The organism is uncultured Campylobacter sp. (assembly GCF_937997535.1).
Classification (GTDB): Bacteria; Campylobacterota; Campylobacteria; order Campylobacterales; family Campylobacteraceae; genus Campylobacter_B.
Genome location: NZ_CALKTT010000038.1, coordinates 1 through 19,116 on the forward strand (window position 1 = coordinate 1; position 19,116 = coordinate 19,116).

19 protein-coding genes are annotated in these 19,116 nt (G+C 48.8%); 7 read left to right on the top strand and 12 right to left on the bottom strand.

From position 1 onward, the window contains the following. The 4 genes from Q0117_RS03540 to Q0117_RS03555 all read right to left on the bottom strand — a co-directional run. The coding region (locus Q0117_RS03540; protein WP_297922621.1) for a DIP1984 family protein at nt 1-361 on the bottom strand (361 nt) is incomplete at its 3' end. A gap of 18 nt (nt 362-379) precedes the next feature. Beyond that, nucleotides 380-1,060: a DUF799 domain-containing protein gene (locus Q0117_RS03545; RefSeq protein WP_177388409.1), complete on the bottom strand. Its 681-nt coding sequence runs from the start codon at nt 1,058-1,060 to the stop codon at nt 380-382. Continuing rightward, the gene (locus Q0117_RS03550; RefSeq protein ID WP_297922624.1) at nt 1,057-1,551 is read right to left on the bottom strand and encodes a DUF4810 domain-containing protein; all 495 of its coding nucleotides are present in this window, start codon (nt 1,549-1,551) and stop codon (nt 1,057-1,059) included. Before Q0117_RS03550 ends, Q0117_RS03545 begins: the two co-directional genes overlap by 4 nt. Before the next feature lie 9 nt (nt 1,552-1,560). Then, on the bottom strand, nt 1,561-2,238 hold the full coding sequence (locus tag Q0117_RS03555; RefSeq protein ID WP_297922627.1) for a CsgG/HfaB family protein: 678 nt from the start codon (nt 2,236-2,238) through the stop codon (nt 1,561-1,563). A 98-nt stretch (nt 2,239-2,336) separates the two neighbouring features. On the opposite strand from Q0117_RS03555, the gene Q0117_RS03560 reads away from it, so the two are divergent. Both Q0117_RS03560 and Q0117_RS03565 read left to right on the top strand, forming a co-directional pair. Further along, a complete protein-coding gene (locus Q0117_RS03560) occupies nt 2,337-3,017 on the top strand; it encodes a response regulator transcription factor (RefSeq protein WP_297922630.1) in 681 nt (226 codons plus the stop codon). Next, nucleotides 3,014-4,066 (top strand): HAMP domain-containing sensor histidine kinase, encoded by a 1,053-nt coding sequence (locus Q0117_RS03565; RefSeq protein ID WP_297922633.1) that lies wholly within the window; start codon nt 3,014-3,016, stop codon nt 4,064-4,066. The genes Q0117_RS03560 and Q0117_RS03565 overlap by 4 nt, the downstream gene beginning before the upstream one ends. Here the strand turns inward: Q0117_RS03565 and Q0117_RS03570 are convergent. Next, nucleotides 4,050-4,205, bottom strand: coding sequence for a hypothetical protein (locus tag Q0117_RS03570; protein WP_297922636.1), 156 nt, complete (start codon nt 4,203-4,205; stop codon nt 4,050-4,052). The two genes, Q0117_RS03565 and Q0117_RS03570, sit on opposite strands and share 17 nt — an antisense overlap. Before the next feature lie 953 nt (nt 4,206-5,158). Between Q0117_RS03570 and Q0117_RS03575 the strand changes: the two genes are divergently transcribed. Next, nucleotides 5,159-5,845, top strand: coding sequence for a hypothetical protein (locus tag Q0117_RS03575; RefSeq protein WP_297922639.1), 687 nt, complete (start codon nt 5,159-5,161; stop codon nt 5,843-5,845). A gap of 80 nt (nt 5,846-5,925) precedes the next feature. Here Q0117_RS03575 and Q0117_RS03580 read toward each other — a convergent pair whose 3' ends face one another. The 6 genes from Q0117_RS03580 to Q0117_RS03605 form a co-directional block, all read right to left on the bottom strand. Next, nucleotides 5,926-6,735: a hypothetical protein gene (locus Q0117_RS03580; protein WP_297922643.1), complete on the bottom strand. Its 810-nt coding sequence runs from the start codon at nt 6,733-6,735 to the stop codon at nt 5,926-5,928. Nucleotides 6,736-6,745: 10 nt separating this feature from the next. After that, nucleotides 6,746-7,375 carry a hypothetical protein gene (locus tag Q0117_RS03585; RefSeq protein ID WP_297922646.1) on the bottom strand — a complete coding sequence of 210 codons (630 nt, stop codon included), beginning with the start codon at nt 7,373-7,375 and terminating at the stop codon, nt 6,746-6,748. 2 nt (nt 7,376-7,377) lie between these two features. Continuing rightward, a complete protein-coding gene (locus tag Q0117_RS03590; RefSeq protein WP_297922649.1) occupies nt 7,378-9,009 on the bottom strand; it encodes a DUF6138 family protein in 1,632 nt (543 codons plus the stop codon). A 90-nt stretch (nt 9,010-9,099) separates the two neighbouring features. Next, nucleotides 9,100-9,840: a sulfite exporter TauE/SafE family protein gene (locus Q0117_RS03595; RefSeq protein ID WP_297922652.1), complete on the bottom strand. Its 741-nt coding sequence runs from the start codon at nt 9,838-9,840 to the stop codon at nt 9,100-9,102. A gap of 120 nt (nt 9,841-9,960) precedes the next feature. Then, entirely contained in the window at nt 9,961-10,644 is a 684-nt protein-coding gene (locus tag Q0117_RS03600; RefSeq protein ID WP_297922655.1) for a hypothetical protein, read from the bottom strand. Nucleotides 10,645-11,332: 688 nt separating this feature from the next. Beyond that, complete coding sequence (locus Q0117_RS03605; protein WP_297922658.1) at nt 11,333-12,757, bottom strand: SPFH domain-containing protein; 1,425 nt, start codon at nt 12,755-12,757, stop codon at nt 11,333-11,335. A gap of 159 nt (nt 12,758-12,916) precedes the next feature. Between Q0117_RS03605 and Q0117_RS03610 the strand changes: the two genes are divergently transcribed. Further along, nucleotides 12,917-13,936 (top strand): ABC transporter substrate-binding protein, encoded by a 1,020-nt coding sequence (locus tag Q0117_RS03610; protein WP_297922661.1) that lies wholly within the window; start codon nt 12,917-12,919, stop codon nt 13,934-13,936. A gap of 501 nt (nt 13,937-14,437) precedes the next feature. Beyond that, a complete protein-coding gene (locus Q0117_RS03615; protein WP_297922664.1) occupies nt 14,438-15,001 on the top strand; it encodes an isoprenylcysteine carboxylmethyltransferase family protein in 564 nt (187 codons plus the stop codon). Between the two features lie 337 nt (nt 15,002-15,338). Here the strand turns inward: Q0117_RS03615 and Q0117_RS03620 are convergent, their stop codons facing one another. Further along, nucleotides 15,339-16,721 (bottom strand): SH3 domain-containing C40 family peptidase, encoded by a 1,383-nt coding sequence (locus tag Q0117_RS03620; protein ID WP_297922667.1) that lies wholly within the window; start codon nt 16,719-16,721, stop codon nt 15,339-15,341. 56 nt (nt 16,722-16,777) lie between these two features. Here Q0117_RS03620 and Q0117_RS03625 point away from each other — a divergent pair, with 56 nt between their 5' ends. Together Q0117_RS03625 and Q0117_RS03630 are read left to right on the top strand one after the other, a co-directional pair. Further along, nucleotides 16,778-18,115, top strand: coding sequence for an AAA family ATPase (locus Q0117_RS03625; protein ID WP_297922670.1), 1,338 nt, complete (start codon nt 16,778-16,780; stop codon nt 18,113-18,115). A gap of 8 nt (nt 18,116-18,123) precedes the next feature. Further along, a complete protein-coding gene (locus Q0117_RS03630) occupies nt 18,124-19,089 on the top strand; it encodes a DUF3137 domain-containing protein (protein WP_297922672.1) in 966 nt (321 codons plus the stop codon). The last annotated feature ends 27 nt before the right edge of the window (nt 19,090-19,116 follow it).

Here is a 19,116-nt window from a genome sequence, read left to right on the forward strand (position 1 = left end):
CCGCGACGTCGACCGTGCTTAAAATTTTAATCTCGCTGCGCGAATAAACGTCCACTTTTTGCGCGGAAGCTTGCGCGAAAGCCCGCAATGCACCCGCTTTTAGCGTGAGTACGTCGCGCTTGGCGATTAGCTCGGTTAGACTCTTGCCGTCAGCTTTCGCGGTGCAGTTGGTTAAATTTATCCGAACTATCAACCGCTCAAGCTCGTTTGTGAGCGCATCCAGCTCGGCTAGCAGCGCCTTTGGCTCCTCGCTAGGCTTCTCGCCCTCTTGCACTTTTGCGTTGTCCGCGAGCCTTGATTTTAGCTGCTCGATGCGTTTTTGTATATCTGCGCGCAGTATCAGCGCCTCGGCTAGTTTCATTTTCGTCCTTTTAAAAATTTATTTGCCGCCGCCAAGCTGCCTATCCTGACCGTAATGCGGCGAATACGGACCGTATAGTAAGCAGTTATTGCAGTTCTGCCCCAAAAGTATCGCATCCGCGCTTGCAGAAAGCTTGTATCCCGCATCGGTGATCGTATCGCCAACCTGCTTAATGACAGCGGAGATCAGCATACCCACGAGATTGTTACCGCCTCCGCCCGAGTCGTCGCTGACCTGCGCCGAGCCCTCCCAGAGCGTCGCGCCGCTTCGCAAATCCACAAGTTTGGCATTGACCGCCACTACGTTCGTGCTTTTGATAAGCATATACGAAGTGCCGTATTTGACGACGTTCAGATACAGCACGGCGTCTGCACCAAAAATCTGCCTTAGCTTGTGCGCGGAGACGTTTTGGATGTCGCTAGCCTCGTAAATTCCGTTATTTTTGAAGGTCTCATGCACGAGCGCGGGTGAAAATACGTAATAGCCCGCCTCGCTTAGCGGATAGATCGCGTTGGCGAGCACGGCAGCGCCTGCGTCCACTTCGGTAGTTTCGTTGCTCGGCATCAACACCAAAATCGATCGCGGCTTAGCCTGCTGAAGCGCCGAATAGTCGTAAATTTCAGGCTCGCTTAGAGCACACGCGTTAAAAAACAGCGCCACGAATACGCTAAAAATCGCTATTTGAGCTTTATTTTTCATTTTTTAGCCTTTTTATTCGTTTTGCCGCCCTGCTTCGCGGCAGCTTTGCCTTGCTTCGCAGAGACCGCTTTGGTGGCTTCGCGTCCGCTTGATCCTTGAGCTTTATCAGCGCCGGACTTGGCCGCAGCCTCCGCTTTTTTAAGCGCGGCGGGGTTTGTAACGAAGGTCAAAAACGGCTTTGATTCAGGGAAAGCCTGAGCTTCTTTTTCAAAGTTCTCTCTCGCCCTCGCGCCGTTACCCGCGCTTAGATATAAAAGCCCCAGATGCGAATAAAGCCCCGGCGGGACTTTTAGCCCCTTTTCGTATGCCTTTTGGATAGATTTTTCAAGCGCTTCGATCTGCTCGCCTACGTCGCCTTCTTGCTTCAGATACTGATAGGTCGAGTCCGTGTAGCTGCCGTCCCAGTAATAAATTTGATTCCGGCTCCCGCCGCCGCAGCCGCAAAAGATCACGGCCGCAGCAGCAAGAGCAAGAACACTGCTCGCTTTCAAATTTAATCCTTATCTTAGTTTAAACGCGCCGTTTTCAAGGCCGTTTACGAGATTATTGACCGCTTCGATGATCGCTAGGCTTAACACCTTGCCGTTTAGCGTCGAATCATAGCCCGCAGTGCCGCCGAAACCTAGCACTTCGCGGTTTGACAGCTCGTACTCGCCCGCGCCCTGGGTCGAAAAGACCACCTCGGACGTTTTGACGTCCACGACGTTTAAATTTACTTTAGAATACGCGGTTTGGGTCTTTCCCTTGCCTAAAATTCCAAACAACTGATGATCTCCGGTCGTCTTGCGGCCAAACTCAGTCACGTCGCCGGTGATAACGTATCTGGCGCCTTTTAGATTTTGTGCAGTTTTAGAGATTGCACTTTCCTCTTTGATGGCGCGCATATTCGTGCGATCAAGCACCGAGAAGCGTCCCGTTTGCTGTAAATTCGAGATTAAAATCGTCTGCGCTTGGTTGCCCAGTCTATCCTCACCGTCGGAGAACACGCCGTTGTTGTAAGAGGACTGATTGTTAAAGCGTCCTACCGATACGGCGATCCGCTCGCCAGAGTAGTTGGTATTTAGACTCGCTACCGTAGGTGTTTGCACTACGCGAGAGCTCTCTTTCGCGCATCCGCTAAATAGCGTCAGCACCGAAGCCGCAATAATGGCAGCCGATATGGTTTTTTTGAAATTCATTCTTTACTCCTTGAAAAAATTTACGTATAATATCTCATTGTTTCTTAAAATTTTATGTATAAATTTAAGCGCATAAATTTATCAAAACGGGAGCGATGATGCTTAATATTTTACTGGTCGAAGACGACGAGGCTTTGAGCTCGGCGATAAGAGAAAAGCTGCTTGATGAGGGCTTTAGCGTGAGCTGCGCCTTCGACGGCAAGCAGGCGATAGAGGCGTTAGACGAGGCGCACTTCGATCTGATCATCTCGGACGTGATGATGCCTAAGATGGACGGCTTTGAGCTTAGCAGATACGTTAGGCGCGACGGCAAGAGCCAGCCGATACTGATTATAACGGCAAAAAGCGAGATCGAGGATATGCAGACGGGCTTTAAAAGCGGCGCGGACGATTATATGAGCAAGCCGATAAATTTAAAAGAGCTCGTGCTGCGCGTGCATGCGCTGCTAAGACGCGCAAAGATCGCGAACGAAAAGCGGCTTCTCATCGGCGGAAGCGAGCTTGACTACGATACGCTTAGCGTCCGCGCGGCGGGCGAGCGGATAAGCCTGGCGCCGAAGGAATTTCGTCTTTTGTTTCTGCTGCTAAGCTACGCGGGCAGAATTTTTACGAGGTTTGAGATAATGAGCGAAATTTGGGGCTACGAAACGGACAGCGACGAGCGCGTCGTCGATACGCACATCAAAAAGCTACGAGCAAAATTTGAAAACTCCAAGGACTTTGAGATAATCACCGTGCGCGGGCTCGGCTACAAAGCGGTAAAAAAGGAGCGAGTATGAAAAAATACCTCATCAGCCTCAAAAGCTTCATCGCGTTTTACTCTTCGCTCGCATTCGGCGTGATAAATTTCATCGTCTGCTTTGCAGTTTGCATGCTTTTTTACATAGGCATCGGCGGCAAGATCGGCGGCTTTTGGGACGGAGTGGCGCTGTGCGCGATCATCTGCCTAATCACGATGGCGCTAAATTTTACCCTGCTTTACTTCGGACTTAAAATTTTATTCCGCCCGATCAAGCGGCTACTAGGCGCGATTACCGCGATCGCAAACGGCGATTTTGAGGCGCGCGCCGAGCGCAAGCTGCACGGACACCGCACCGATTACGTCTATATGCACGAGCTGGACGAGCTTGTGGTAAACGTCAATAAAATGGCGCAGAAGCTGCAAAAGCACGAGCAGCTACAAAAGGAGTTCGTCTCAAACGTCTCGCACGAGATGAAAACGCCGATCTCCTCGATCGCCGCATTAAGCGAGATGATAGAGAGCGGCGTGAGCGAGGAGCGCGCGGTGCGATACGCAGCCTCCATCGGCGCGGAAGCGAACCGCTTAAGCAAGCTCTGCACCGATATGCTAAAGCTAACGAGACTTGATAGCGGCGCGGCGGTGCGCCTAGATGAAGCGGTACGTATCGACGAGCAGCTGCGGCAATGCATCATATCGCTGAGCCAAAGCTACGAAGGGCACGAGTTCGAGCTAGATTTATCGCCGCTTAGCGTGCGATCAAACGCGGGGCTGCTAAATCAAATTTGGAGAAATTTAATCGAAAACGCGCTTAAGTACTCGCGCCCGAGCGGTAAAATTTTCGTCCGTTGCCGCGCTTGCGATGGTTTTGCGCAGGTGATCGTAAAAGACGAGGGCATCGGCATCGCGCGCGAGAAGCTGGATAAAATTTTTGACCGATTTTATCAGTGCGAGGAATCGCACAAACAGCTTGGTAGCGGGCTTGGGCTTAGCATCGTACGCAGAGCGCTCGATATTTTAGGCGGACAGATTGAATACGAAAGCGAACCCGGCATCGGAACCGAGGCGCGCGTTAAAATTCCGCTTTAAATTTCAGATCAAGACGGTACGGATGAGCTGCGTCTTGCAATTCGTAGCTCGCCGTAAAATTTCGCCCCACAGGCGAAGTCGCGCCGATGCAAGCTTTGACGACGTAAAAAAGCGCAGGCGTGTCGCGCGCCGCATTCACATAAAATTCTGCTTTAAATTTTATATCGATTTGCCGCGGACGCCTCGCGCGCCGCGACGAGGTCGGAATTCTGCTTTAAATTTACCGCGCGCTGCGACTTTGCCGCCCTTTACGACTTTGCCGCGCATTACGGCGGGCGGCAGGCTCGCTTAAATTTGCCGCGCCTTAACACAGGTAGCTGAATTTTGCCTGAAATCTACCGCTCGCTCGCACTTTACGACAGGTAGCAAAATTTTTGCCGTAAATTTTAAAAGACACATTAAGAACACAATCACCTTATATAATCCCGCCCATAGATCGATCGGGCACGCCCCTAGCAGCCCGAGTCTGGCAAATAATAAAATTAAAAACAAAGGAGAAGCGATGAGTAAGGCCGTACTTCACTCAGTGTTAGCGATAGAAGCCATTTTATGGGGGCTTTTATCGGCTGTGATTATAGGTGCGTAAATTTTACGCTTTGAGCTAGGCGATCCGCCGAAATAATTTATAAAATTTACGAAATTTGCGCCCTACTTCGCATCCGCTGCGAAAAGGGGCGCACCTGCGCTAACTATCTAAACTAAAATTTAATCGGCTCACTGCGTACACGCAAGTCCCGCTGCTAGCCGTTTTTGCGCGCAACCTCGCCGTAGACAAGCCAGCCGCGCGATCTTAAATCAATAAAATTCCCAGATACTACAAACGGACGAATGAGCCTATTTCACCCTATTTCATCCGCGTCTTTTGCAATATGTGCCCGCCCGCAAACAGCTTGCGATAGAAAAATTATTTGAACGGCGCAAATTTTAAAATACGCGACCCGCTCCCGGGTGCGCAAATTTATGATTTTGCCGCTAAGCGATTTTTAAAAGCTCTGAAGCTAAAATTTATCCCGATTTAAGATCAAATTTAAACCAAAAGGCGAAAATTTTACAAAAGATGCCGCAAGAGGCAAAATCTCAAAGGAGCCTAGCGTGAAAAGATTGATAAATTTCCTGAAGCACATTTGCACGGACCTGCTTGCAGGCAGGGCGCTACTACATCCGATCCTGCTTACGGCTGCGTTTTTAGCGGCGAAATTCGGCGCGCTATATGTCATAGATGAAAAAATTTTAGGAAGCGGCTATGATTTGGGGATATTTGGAGAATTCGCTTATTACATATTTTTTGATTTTGTCGCAGGTGCCTATTTTATAGCTCTTTGCGCGCATATAATCTATGCTTCGCCTAAAGTCAAATCGCTTAAAATTTTACGCAAAATTTTATTCGCGATAATCTTGGCATCTTGCGCGCTGGGTTATTTTGCTTCGGACGTAAACTACCAAAAACTAGGCATCCTTGAGGCCTTTTTAATTGCCTCGCTAATTTGCATTTGTATTTATTCGGTCGCAACCGAGATATCAAATGACCGCTCAAACGCGGTATTTTGGGGTTTTGCCTATGTCCTTAACTACATAGGTGCCTTATTTGTAATATTTCATGCGCAAGCCGCCGAAGTCGTAGCCGCCATTTTAATAATCCTCTGTCCGCTCGTGTGGATGTTTTATTTCAAATACGAATTTCAAAAATCGCTCGCGAAAGACGCCGCAAGCAATGATAAAATTTTAAATAGTGCAAGCAGCGATGAAATTTCAAAAAGCAAAGCGCGCACGGAGAGTTAAATTTATAAAATTCCACCGCAGAGGGCTAAATTTACAAAATTTAGCCAGGGTTAAATTTTAAAATTTCCCGCACGGCGCTTTCATCCTTTTATATCCTCGATCACCGCCTCTACGAAACGGGCTGTATCAACTAGTCTAAAGCCCCATACTTTGGGATCTGCGGTGATTTTATTATAAAAATCTTCCAATTCTTTCGCGGGAGATAATTCGCCTAATTTAAACGGGGCAAATTTTACCTTGCCGATCTTTTTTAGATAAGGCAGCAGCTCCTTTAAATCCTTATGATTAAACCAGCGGTCCGCTCTAAGAAACCCGCCGTTTTTCGAGCCTGCGATCTTGCTTTTTAAAAAATCATCCATATTAGGCGGCTCATTTTGCAGCAGTCTGGTGCAGGCCAGATGATACTCAAGCTTCCTGGGCGTTTGATCTACCGCCGAGACAAAGCAAACGCCGTATCCCTGCTGTATCCGGATAGACAAAACGTCGCCCTCCTCGAAATATGGCGTTCTTTGCTTCGAAATTTTGGGCCGTTTAAGCGGTCTAGGGTTTTCGCTTTTTAGCTGAACGGCTAATTTATCGAGCGCTTTTTGGCGGCTCTTTTGAGATCCGTCAAAGACCTTATTCCACATCTGGCTTGCGCCGCCTTTTATGATAGCAAGGGCTTTTTCGCGGATTTCATCATTTAAAAAACCGATCTTCCAAAGCGAATACGCTATGGCTGTCCAATAAATCTCGCTATAAAGCTCATCGGTGCAGAAATTTTCCGCCTGCGCCAAAACATCTTGCAGTATCGTTTCAACATCTTCGCCGTCCTTGTAACGCTCTGTGATAGTCAAATAGATATCGTATCCGTCGTCGCTATCGATAATTTTCACCCCGTCTATCGCCATTTTTTCTCCTTTATCTTGATCTTTTCTCTGCCGGTCTCGCTAAGCCGAATTTTGATAAAATTCGTAAAATTTTATCATACAAAAACCACATAAGAATCGACATAAAAAATAGTAAAAAAGCTAAGAAACCGCCCGTATCGTAAAACGCATCAAAAAATAGCTCGAAGCAAATCAGCGTGAGAAACAGGATAAAATTTACACTCCTAACCCTAAAAATTAAGAATAAAATCGGCGATGCAATATAAAAATAGTAAAAATATCCTCTGCTGAATTGATAAAAAGCCAATAAATACCAACCAGCGGCGATAATCATAAATTGTGGCGTTAAATTTTGATTTTTTGCAAATAAAAGCTTGCTTTTGTCTATGCAAAAATAGACTAAAAATAGCGGCACGGAAACTCTAAATACAAAGTAGATAAAATCGTAAAAAATATTAAAAATAGGCGTATGAAATGAAAATTTCGGCAAGAAATCAAATGCCAAATACAAAATCAGATATGCCGTTCCTAAGCCGAAACAAAGCTTTTTACGCTTAAACGAAATTTTTATAATTTTCAAAAGTCTGCTAAATTTTACAGCGATGAGGCACTGTTGCCCGCTTTGAATTTCAGTCAAAAACCAATATAAAATAGTGCTCAAATTTACCCCTTTAAATTTTTCTGCCAATCCTTCCCCCACACAGCATACGCTGCGCTCTCTTTCTCGTGCTCCTGTAGCCCCGAGATCGCGCGCAGAAACAAAGCCTTGTTCGCAGGCCCCTTCATTAGCGCTTTCAAGCTTTTGTAAATTTTATCCTCCTGATATGACAGCAGCCCTGCGACGATCACCTCTAAACTGTGCTCGCTAATGCCGTAGCGATCGATAAATGCCTCGATAAATTTTATATGCGCGCTCTGATGTTCGGCATCTACCGTCTCAAAGTAGCGCCGCGCGAGCTCAAAATATTTTTCGCTCTTTAGCGCAAGGCCAAAAACTGCGTAGCTGCCGCTCATCAGGCACTTTTCGCCATCCGTGTCGGCATAGAACTCAAACTTGTGCTTTAGCACCTCGTTCGCGTAAAGCTCAAGCTCCCCGTCGAGCCCATGCGCGAGCGCGGCGGCGAAAAAACGGTGCGTGGACGTGGGCGCGAGGCCTTTGATCGGCAGATAAGTTTTCTGCGCCTTGGAGCTAAGCTTTACGGCGTAGCTTGCAGAAAAGCCCGCTTGCAGAAGCCTTACGATGAAATTTAGCGCCTTTTTATACGCGCTCGCCGTTTCATTTTTGATTTTCACGCGAACCTGCGCGAAAACGTCGTTCGCTAGACACTCTACGTCCGCGTCTTTAAATTTTACTAGCTCGCCCTCAAGCTCGCCCGTGCCCTGATCCAGATAGCTTTGCGCCTGAGCTGAGCCGAAAATTTTAGCCGCGCACTCCAAATCCTTGCGCGCAAGATTCACATCCCAACTGTAGCGCTTAAATTTGATATTCCAAAACGCCGCCCGCACGAAAAACGCAAGCTCCCCCGCGTCCACGCTTTGCTGCGTAAAATCCTTTTTAAGCTCGTAATCTTTACTCCAGCCGTCATCGCTGATATCGTAAAATTTCGGCAGGAATTTCTCCTCTTTCCAGCGCCTTAGATTATTCTCTAGCGCGATGATAAAATCCCCCAAAAGCCGCCTGTTTTTGACGTCCTGCACCGCGGCGATAACCCGCTCAAGCAGCGCCGCAAGCGCCGCTTCGTCGTAATCCATAAGCGAAAGATCGAAAATGCGGTCCATAAACACGAAAATCTCGCGGCCGTCTTTGATCTTTTTATCGCGGCGGATGATGAGCTCGTCTATATAATCATCCATTTTGCGCTTTAGCCCTACTTTTCGCGCAGCGTTTTCAAAGTAAAATTTATGCTCGCAGCTGCGCTGTGCCAGACTACCGCTCGCACCTTCAAATTTGACTGCCAGATTCAGCTTATACGCAAAAAACGGCAGATTCGCTTCAGCCAAAAACTCCTCCTCCACGCTCTTTGCGATAAGCGGGACGATGGCCTCAAACTCCTCGCGCTCTAGCTCGTCTATCTCGGGCGCGTCGGCTCTAAAGCTGTCCGCGCCAAAGTCGTGAAGGTAGAGCCTGATGCGCGATCCGCGGCACTCCACGCCCAAAAAATCAAAATACCCCTCTTGCACGCGACACCCCGAATACGGCGCCTCGCCCTTGTACTGCGAGCCAAGTTTGCCCGCGATCAGGCGCTTTAGCGAGTCCGAAATTTTGCCCGCTAGCGAAATTTGAGCTTCGTTCATTGACGATCCTTTTAAATTTGAGTTAAATTTAGCGGCAAGGCGCCGCGACTAAATTTAGATCCGATTTTAGCTTCGATTCGGCAAGCACGCCTAGCTCAAAGCCAAAAATTTCCTAACCGTTATACAAAGTATCGTAACGATAAGTGCGATCATCCAGCGCTTTTGAGCCTTTTTGCCGATCTTGTGCGAGGTTTTGACGCCCGCATAAACACCCGCTAGCGAGCCGACGCCGAGCAACGCGCCGATTTCGTAGTGTACGAGCCCGTGCGCGGCAAGACTAATAAAGCCCGCGCTTGAGGAAAATATCACGAAAAATAGCCCCGTACTGACGGCCTTTTTGATGTCGTAGTTTAAAAAACTGATCAAAATAGGCATCACGAATACCGCGCCGCCGATACCCACGCTGATCGCCACGGCGCCGACGAACAGCCCCACGATAAAGAGCAAAATTTTAGATTCGTTAGCCTCGCCAGTGGGCTCGGTCGGGGTTTTGAAGAGTTTGATTAAATTTATAATCTGCACCAAAATGAGCGTGCCAAGTAGAAATTTTGAGGAGAAATAGCTTACGATAAAGCCGCTGCTAAGCGCGCCGCAAAAGCCCCCGAGCCCCAGCACCAGCGCCGGCGCGACGTCGAGCATTTTGCTTTTAAAATTTACGAACGAGCCGAAGATTGAGCTAAATATCATCTGCATGATGCTGATGCCGATGGCGTACTTGACGTCGTAGCCGAAGAGCATCATCACGGGCACCACGACCGTGCCGCCACCGATGCCGAAAAATCCGCTGATAAAGCCTACGCAGGCGCCGATTAAAATGTATTCAAAAAACATCCCTATTCCTTATTTCAGCCCCTTTGGTTTAGCCGAACTCCACTTTTTTCGCGGCTCGTCATTAAATTTCGCCGCTTGCAAGCGTCTAAATTTAGGCGCGAAATTTAGCAAATTTAAAGCTTAGAGCCGCTTTGCTTCGCGCATCCATTCGCGGTAGCGCTCGCGCGAAATTTTTATATTTTCATATCGCAAGGTATCCGCGCGAAAGCATTTTAGGCTCAGTTCATTATCCTCAAAGCCCGCAAAATCAGCCTGCTCGTAGATGTCGTAACCGCCCTGCATGCAGTCTAAAACGTCTACATATCTCTGCTCTTCACTCATCGGCTCGGCAAAGCTCACCAAATGCACGCCGTTTGGAGCCGCCCAGTAGCAGCCGTCCACGGCCAGCGCGTCCCAACCCCGCAGATAGTGCACGCCGTCCCAAATGAAGCTCTCCTTGCCGTCTAGCCAGGCGCCCGGCACGAAGCGCATGATCTGCTCCGAGGCTAGATCAAGCACGCTGTAGCCGTATAGATCCTGGCGAAAAACGAGGTAAAATTTGCCGTCTGCGTGGCGGATCAGGCTAAAAAATTCCGCCCGATCGTCTATACAGCGCCAGCTTTTTATCTGCGTTTTGCGAGCATCAAACAGCGTGTATTCGCCGCCGCTAAAGCTTGTCGCGCCGAGCCTATATGCGTCCTTTGCGATCTCATATCCGCCGCTTAAATTTATCGTTTGACGCCGGGTAAAATTTTGCCCCTCGAAAAGAGCTTCCGCCTGCTTGATGCGCGCTTGGTACTGCGCGGAATTTACGGCGTTTGCCATTATGCGCTCCTTAAAATTTTATGCGGGCGGGTTAAATTTTACACTGCCGCCAACGGCTCGCGCTTCTTAAATTTCATCCGAACCGAATAAATTTAGCCTCGCAGGCGGCAAAATTTGACCGTTAGATGGCAAAACCCAAACATTTGGCGGCAAATGATAACCGCCAAGCGTAGTCTATGAGCGTTATGTATCAACGCCGAAATTTTGCCCTCGACTTGCGAATTTCATAAAATTTACCCGCAGTTTCGGCGCCCTACCGATGTTTTGCGATACAGCGCCGCTTTAAATGCTCGCTCGAGAGAGTTTGAAATTTTACTGGCGTTTGAAATTCCATAGCATTTAAATTTCACGATATTTAAAATTCCGCGGCATTTTAAAATTTTACGACGTTTTAAATTCCATCGAAATTCGAAATTTCGCAAGTATTTGAAATTTCACAATCTTTAAAATTCCGTTAGCATCTTAAATTTTATCCGACGCGAGCAGACAAACCGCCCGGACGGGCAGACCGCTCAAATTTGCTCGCCCGCGCTGTGCCACTAGCTATCACTCAAAATTTACTCCCCAGAATTTTGCTCCTATCAAGAGCGCAATAATCTCGCCACCAGCTATTACTCAATTTTACTCTTGCCCGCAGCGCGGCTAGCGTATAAATTTAAAATTCTACTCGCCCAGGACGCTGCGAATATTACTCGGATTTATCCCCCTCCTTAGCGCCCGAAATTTTATCCAGCACCTTTTTGCCGACCTCGCTTTGATTTAGCGCTTCAAGCATCGCGGCTAGCTGCGTGCCGCCCTTGGCGCTTAAAATTTCGCCGAATTTACTCATCCCCTCGCCCACGCTACCTTCGTTTGCGATGATCTTAAGATCCGCCGCGCTTAGCGCCTTGGCCTGCTCTAGGCCGATGTCGCGGTTCGCTTCGATCTGTTTGATCGAAATGAGATAGGTCTGATAGCCCTGATTTTCGCCGATCTCGCGCGCGAGCTCGATCTGTGCGTTTACCGGCGCAAGCTCCTTCAGTCTAAGCGCCTCGGCCTCGGCAGAACCTATCTTTAGCGTACCTTGTGCTTCTTTATCCTTCATCTCCAAAAGCGCCGCGGCGGCGAGAAACTGCTTCTCTTTATCGCCCTGCGCTACTAAAATTTGATTTTCCTTGATCGCTTCGGCGTCGCGAATCTTGGCGTTTTTACGCGCTTCGGCGTCGATCTCGATCTTGCGCTGCTCCTGCTCGGCTTTTACGATCTCTACTTGTTTTTTGATCTCGGCCTGCTTGACGTCGTTTACCCGCACGACCTCCATCGCCTTTTCCTGCGTGATCTTTTGCTGATCCTTGATGAGCTGCTCGGCCTGCTCCTTTGAGATCGCGACCTCCCGCTCGTTTTCGACGGTTTTAAGGCCTACCATCTTATTGGCTTCCTGCTGGCGCACTTCGGTTGCCTGCGCGGCTTCGATCTCGGCGATCTGGGCGAGCTTGGTGTTGTTTGCGACCTCGACGCGGCTTTCCTTTTCGATCTGGGATTTTTTCTTCTCCATGATGTTTAAGATGACCTTGCTGCCGCTGCTATCTCGGATATCCATCAGCTCGATATTTTTGACGGGCTCGATACCCCAGTTTTGCAGCTGCGTCTTTACCGCCTTAGTAAAATCATCTCCGAGCTCGGAGCGGATCTGCAAGATATCCTCAAGCACGCGGCTCGAAAGGATCGAACGGATCGAGCCTTGAATGATATTCCTAAGCTGATTGTTAAGATCCTCAAAATTATTGACGCGTTGCGCGGCTAAATTTGAATCCATAATCCTAAAAAACGCCGTGATATCGACGACGAAAGGAAGCCTGCCCAGATCATACGCCTCGTAATCCTCGATCTTGATACTAAAGACTGAGACCGGCAAAATGATCTTCGTAACGCCCAGCACCGGCACCCAGCTTGGGAATTCATAATAGCTGTTGCCGTTACCGGTATCTTTGCCGTAGCTCGTCGTCTTGCGCGCGCTTTGGACGATATGCACTTCGTTCGTCTCCACAATACGCCTGAAAAACAGAGGCACGATGATAAAAAGCGCGATTAAAACCCCGACGGCGGCGCCTATCAAATATAAAATTTCACCCATTTTCTCTCCTTTAAAAATGCTAAATTTAAAATGGATTATATAAAAATTTACTTTGAAAAATAATAAATAATCGCGACGGCGGCAGTTAAAATTTACGCAATTTTAATGAGGTTTTTTGTAATATCGCGGCATATATTTCAATACCTTTTAGGAGAAAAAATGAAAAAATTTTTACTACTGCTTTTGACGGGTGCGCTTTTTGCGAGCGCGGCAGAGCTTAGAACTATCAAGGATATGGACGGAGCCGAGGTCAAAATCCCCGCAAAAGTTGAGCGCATCGCGGCACTCTGGCACTCGAACAATCAAATTTTACTAGCCCTAGGAGGAGCGGACAAGATCGTCGCCACCACCGATAACATCAGCAAAAACGCATGGTTTCTTAAAATTTATCCGCGCCTAGCGCAGATCCCAGTACTGCTAAAAAATAACGACGTAAATTTAGAGGAGCTGATGAGCCGCAACCCCGACGTAGTCATCGTCTCAACCGCACTAGCGGGCGAAAATTTAGCTAAGCAGGGCTTTACCGTTTTAAAGGCGAGCTTTAGCGATTACGAGCAGATGAGGCGCAGCATCAGGATGTGCGGCGATATGCTAGGCGGCGACGCCCCGCAAAGAGCGAAGGATCTGATCGCAAATCTCGATAAAAATATCGCTTTGGTTAGCGGCCGCACCGCAAATTTAAGTCCCGATAAGCGCCCGCGCGTCCTTCACATCGTAGGCGGAAGCGATCTTTTAAAGATCGACGGCAAGGGCACGCTGATCGACTCGTGGATAGAGCTGGCCGGCGGAACGAATGCGATCACCGCCACAAAAGGTCCGATGAAAACCATCACTGCCGAGGAGATCATCGCGAGCAACCCGCAGATCATAATCGTGGGCGGCGATCACAACGAAGATGCGGTAGAGAAAATCAAATCAAGTCCTATCTACAGCGGCACGGATGCGGTCAAAAACGGACGCGTTTACGGCAATCCGCGCGGGGTTTTCAACTGGGATCGATACGGCGCGGATACGGTACTTCAAATTTTATGGGCGGCGAAAACCATCCAGCCGGAGATTTTTGCCGACATCGACGTAAAAGCCGAAACGAAGGCGTTTTATAAAAAATTTATGAATTACGAGCTAAGCGACGCGGAATTCGGATATATCTTAAAAGGACTCAATCCGGAGGGTAAATAAAACGCGGCACCAAACGAACGGCATCGGCGCTACACCTAGCAGGCAACATCTGTGCCGAATGCTCATCGTTTAGTAGGTGGCGGATACATCGGCACAGAATGTTTCATTGTGCGGCGGCACATCGGCGCCGAGCAGACTGCCTGTCCTATCTCGACACCGAATATACAAATCGTCAGTCATACGGGCGAGCGTCGATCGTATCGTCAAAACAAGCGCCGCTATCTCGCATTTTGGCGCGTTGAAGTGCGGATGCCGTCCACATAAAGCGCAGATCCCATCGTTGCTCGGCGCGTCGATACCTAAATGACGGCGTCGCTATCGTATTGCCTTACCGAAGCGACATCCCTAACGGGCGGCGTGCCGAGCAAAGAGCGCGCCGAATAAGCGGCGCGAGGCGGAGTAAAATTTAAACCCACGGCGGGTGAAAAAGGACAAAGCAACGACAAGCAAACAAGGGCAAAACAAAGCTGCAAGATAAAATTTAAAGCAAAGGAAGCGGTCATGGAAATTTCATTTTTTACGACGCTTGAGCCTTCTCTAGCGGGCGCTTGGATACCCTCATTTGCGATGGTGCTGATACAGTTCGCGTATATGTTTATCTACAAAGAGGTCGGCAAGCGCGCCACCGATATCTCTTGGTACACGCTCGCGGACAAGCGAAATGCGATCATAAGCTCGCTGCTGCAAGTAGCGCTGCTTATTTTGTCGGTGTTCGTGCCTCTTAAGACGGACAGCGCGTGGTTTTGGATCGGAGCGGTGATCTATATAGCGGCTTTTGCGGGCTTCATCAAGGCGTTTTACGACTATGCGGCGACTCCTGCGGACAAGGCCGCACAAGGCGGCATCTACCGCCTATCGCGCAATCCGATGTATTTCTTTTATTTCCTCGGCATGGCTGGCGTTTGCGTCGCTTCGGCGTCGCTGTGGCTACTAATAGCGATAGTGCCCTTTGCCATATATAATCATCTCGTGGTTCTCGGCGAGGAGCGTTACTGCGAGCGAACCTACGGACAGGAATATCTAAAGTATAAACGCAAGACGCCGAGATATTTTTTGTTCTTTTAAGAGAACGGCGCGCGATTGAGCTTTAAAGCAGAAGCGTAAATTTAGATAACGCTTTAAAATTTTAACTAGACTTGCGGGCTAATTTTAAAATTTCGCTCAAAATTTTAAGGAATGCAAGATATAGGCTTAAATTTAGACTAAATTTAAGCCCGAAATTTCAAATTCGTTCGCTATCTAGACTAAATTTAAAATAGTCGGTATTTAAAAACGCCATTTTAAATTTACGATTGCAGGCACTGCGGTGTCCGTCAAGTGCGTGAGACTCCATAAACAGCGAAATCAATTACGACAGCAGCTGCTAAGCAAAGCTCAATTCACGCTTAACCTGTATGTGCCGCTAATTTCCGCTCGCATACGCAGATAAGGCGCCCGGATCCTCAGGAGCGAACCGATCGTCCAAAATAGCGTCATCCTCGCCCGAAAGCACGCTCATCGCGCTGATACGCGAGATTAGCAGGCGATCCTCGGCGATGTCCGCGCGATCTGAGCCAATAGTAAGCGACGTAATCGCCGTACGTCCGATGACCGCGCGTCCGCCATCCATCGTGCGAAGCCCCCAGATATCGTGCAGCACCGCAGGCTTGCCATCCACCTGTCCTACGTAGAGCATCACGTGGCCGGGCATATACAGCAGGGTTTTATACGCTACGCCGTTTTTGCCGATGAGCTCAAGCTTTTTATCCGCGCTCATCCCTGCCAGCGAAAAACGCTCGCCGCGGCCCGATTGCGCCTTAGAATTTCGCGGCAGCCACAGCCCGAAATTCGCCAAAAAGTCTTTCGTCATAAGCGAGCAATCGCGAAGAAATTTATATCCGCCCCAGCCGTATTTCTGCCCGAGCAGGCTAGCGGCTACGATCTTTGAGTTTTGCTCATCAAGCGGCGCAGGCCAAAGCCTCGCATCATCCGCGCTAACGAAATATCTCTTGGCGCCAAACTGGGTTAAAATTTCGCCGCTAAATACGCTCCGCACGCCGAGCGTACCGCCAAGATCGCGTTCGCCGCTAAAATCATACGGCAGGATCGTGCCTGTGCGCGCCCTAAAAAGCTCCGCGCCATTTTCGTCATAGACGGCGGCGCCGTCGCGCAGGATCGTTATAAATTTAGAATTTGCGTAGATATCCGCCTGCTGGGGACTGATGCGCTTTATCGCGTCGCTTCTGATCCAGCCCCACACGCCGTCGTTGCGCACGAACGCCCACGCGCCGTCTCTGCTGTAATGCGACAGCAGCAGCGGATAGCCCACGCTCACGGCGGAATTTGCGGCGTAATCAAACGGCTCGCCCTCCCCCGGCTCGCTCGGATCGCCGAAAATCGGCAGATCGCTTGGGATATTTCGCAGCAGCGCGTTTTTTACCGTTATAGCGGGCTCAGATATTAGTCCGAACGCCTCTTCGTTCGCATTTATGCGGATGCTTTGATAGATCGCGTCGTTATATATCCTGCCTGCGGCGTCAAAGTGGCGTCCCTTGGCGTAATTAAGCCCCCAAAACGTATCAATTTCGGCCTTAATCGGCGCATCGTCAAACCAAATTTTAAAATAGCGGCTCTTAAACGCGCTTCCGCTTATGTTTTGCACCGACGCAGGAGCCGGCAACCGCTCGCTGTTTTGAGCGTAATCAAGATCTAAAACCGCGGGATTTTCCGGGATAAATTTATGGACGGTTTTACTGCAACCTGCAAGGATTAAAGCCGCGAAGATGAGAGATACTAATCGTTTCAAACAAAATGCCTTTTAAAAAATTTTGGCTATAATTTTGCCAAAAAATAGGAAAAAACTTGATAAATTTCATCATCCAAAAGCTAAAAGATCGCAATATTTTCATCACGGGCGGCGCAGGCGTAGGCAAAAGCTACGTGATAAAAGAGCTCATCGAGGATTACCGCGCTCGCGGCAAGCTCGTCATCGTACTCGGCAGCACCGGCATCAGCGCCGTAGAGATCGGCGGCGTGACCGTGCATAGCTTCTTTCGCTTCGGCATTTGCAAAAACCACGAGGAGTTAAAAAGCTTCGATCGCAAACAAAGCGGCAAGCTAAGTGAGCTGCGAAAAATTTTAGCCCTCGCGGATCTCATCGTGATCGATGAAATTTCGATGATCGGCGCCGAGCTTTTCGAGATGATCTATCTTAGAATTTCAAGCTCTAAATTTAACGGACGGCTGCTCGTTACGGGCGATTTTTATCAGCTTCCGCCGGTGCGCAAAGAGGGCGAGAGTGCGCCGCACGCAAGCCTATTTAGCGACTCGGATTACGCCTTCGGCTCCTACGCGTGGAGGCAGTGCGAGTTTTTTTACGTCGAGATGATAGGCTCCAAGCGCACCGCGGATGCGGCGCTATACCGCCTGCTTTGCGAGCTACGGCTCGGCACCCCAAGCGAGCAGACGGCGGAGCTGATGCGATCTTTGATCATCGATGCTGCGCGAGCAGAACCAGATGCTACGATAATCTCGGGCCGAAACGCCGAAGTAGATGCGATAAATAGTGCCAGACTAGCCAAGCTTAATGCGCCGCAAAGCGGCTTTGAGGGCGTTTATGAAGCGCTGCAAAGCGGAGTGAGCGAGCAAAAAATTCAAAAATGGATCGCCTCGCTAAATACGCCGCAAAGTCTGACGCTGAAAGAGGGCGCAAAGGTGCTGTTTACCGCAAATAAAAGCGGCGAGTTTTTCAATGGCGAACAAGGCGTCGTCGAAAAGATCGAAAAAAGCTCCTGCGACGAGATCGAAAGCGTGGTCGTAAAAAAGCCCTCGGGCATACTAAGCCGCGTGGGGCTGCAAACATACGAACTAAGCGAAATCGCCGCAAGCGGCGCGGATGCCGAGCAGATCGTGCTGGCGCGGTATTATCAGTTCCCGCTCAAGCTCGCATACGCCATCACGATCCACAAATCCCAAGGCATGAGCATCCCGCAGCTCATCTGCGACATCGACAGGATCTTTGCCAAGGGGCAGCTCTACGTGGCGCTTTCGCGTGCGACGAGCCTTGCGGGGCTGGGCGTGATATATACGCGCCCAGAACCCTTGCTGCGGTATTTGCAGCGCAGCGCAAGCGCGGACGAAGCCGTGGTGAAATTTTATCAAGAGAACGAATTTTATAAAATTTCGGATCAAAAAATTTAAGGAAACGCATGCAGCTAGAAAGAGCGATAGCGCTAAGTAGAGCCAAACAGAAAAAGTGTATTTGCAAGGTAGTGATGATCTATGCCAAGATAGCATTTTTGTATCTGTTTCCGTTTATCATAATGTTTGCGATCGATGCGGTATTTAAAACAGACGATGATACGGATTACAAGATGATCGAAGTCTATCTTATCTACGCGGTGCTTTTGATTATTTATGTTGCTTGCATTTACGACGGCATTGCGGACGCCGCTTATAAATATAAACTATTTTACAAAAAAGTTTTGGTGCGCACGGCAATCTCACAGGCATATCCGCAGCTTACTTATTCACCAGGCCGCGGCATAAACGCGAAGGAATTTAAGCGAGCGGGGATCTTTGCGAACTCCGATTTTATCAGCGAAGATGAGATAAAAGGCGAATGGGATGGGGTAAAATTTAGCCTTAGCGAGGTGATTAGAATCAAAAAGAACTACGATCTGGGCATAGACAATACTTATGTGAAGCTAGCTTCGCTTGCGATGAGCTTATATGATGCGTATATGGATTTTAACGGCAGCGTGCTGATATGCGAATTCGGCAAGAGATTTTACACCAAAACCATCTTGGCGAGCCGCGAGCTAAATACAAAAATTTTAGGCGAGAAGGAGCTAATGGACAATGTCATTTTTAATAGCGAATTTCGCGTGTTTGCTGATGACAAGGTCGAAGCTCGATATCTATTGACGCCTGCGCTGATGGAGCGACTAAACGAGCTAAAGCGATACTACCATAAATTTAGCATAAGCGCGGCATTTATGGATAATAAATTTTACCTATTTCTAAACGGCGCGCCGAATCGCTTCGAAACAGAGCTATTTAGCATACCTCCAACAACCGGAACGACATATGCTCACCAATACGAACTGGCTGAAATTTTAGAATTAGTAAGCGAGCTAGGCCGCATAACCGGCGAGCTAGAAAGCAAAATTTAATCAGCCCGTATCGTTTAAATTTACGGG

Bases quoted from the DNA above. Each gene is read 5' to 3' on its own strand.
- Q0117_RS03590 (WP_297922649.1), bottom strand. From the start codon at position 9,009: ATGAACGAAGCTCAAATTTCGCTAGCGGGCAAAATTTCGGACTCGCTA.
- Q0117_RS03600 (WP_297922655.1), bottom strand. From the start codon at position 10,644: ATGGCAAACGCCGTAAATTCCGCGCAGTACCAAGCGCGCATCAAGCAG.
- Q0117_RS03610 (WP_297922661.1), top strand. From the start codon at position 12,917: ATGAAAAAATTTTTACTACTGCTTTTGACGGGTGCGCTTTTTGCGAGC.
- Q0117_RS03630 (WP_297922672.1), top strand. From the start codon at position 18,124: ATGCAGCTAGAAAGAGCGATAGCGCTAAGTAGAGCCAAACAGAAAAAG.
- Q0117_RS03595 (WP_297922652.1), bottom strand. From the start codon at position 9,840: ATGTTTTTTGAATACATTTTAATCGGCGCCTGCGTAGGCTTTATCAGC.
- Q0117_RS03605 (WP_297922658.1), bottom strand. From the start codon at position 12,757: ATGGGTGAAATTTTATATTTGATAGGCGCCGCCGTCGGGGTTTTAATC.
- Q0117_RS03555 (WP_297922627.1), bottom strand. From the start codon at position 2,238: ATGAATTTCAAAAAAACCATATCGGCTGCCATTATTGCGGCTTCGGTG.
- Q0117_RS03560 (WP_297922630.1), top strand. From the start codon at position 2,337: ATGCTTAATATTTTACTGGTCGAAGACGACGAGGCTTTGAGCTCGGCG.
- Q0117_RS03565 (WP_297922633.1), top strand. From the start codon at position 3,014: ATGAAAAAATACCTCATCAGCCTCAAAAGCTTCATCGCGTTTTACTCT.
- Q0117_RS03545 (WP_177388409.1), bottom strand. From the start codon at position 1,060: ATGAAAAATAAAGCTCAAATAGCGATTTTTAGCGTATTCGTGGCGCTG.
- Q0117_RS03580 (WP_297922643.1), bottom strand. From the start codon at position 6,735: ATGGCGATAGACGGGGTGAAAATTATCGATAGCGACGACGGATACGAT.
- Q0117_RS03615 (WP_297922664.1), top strand. From the start codon at position 14,438: ATGGAAATTTCATTTTTTACGACGCTTGAGCCTTCTCTAGCGGGCGCT.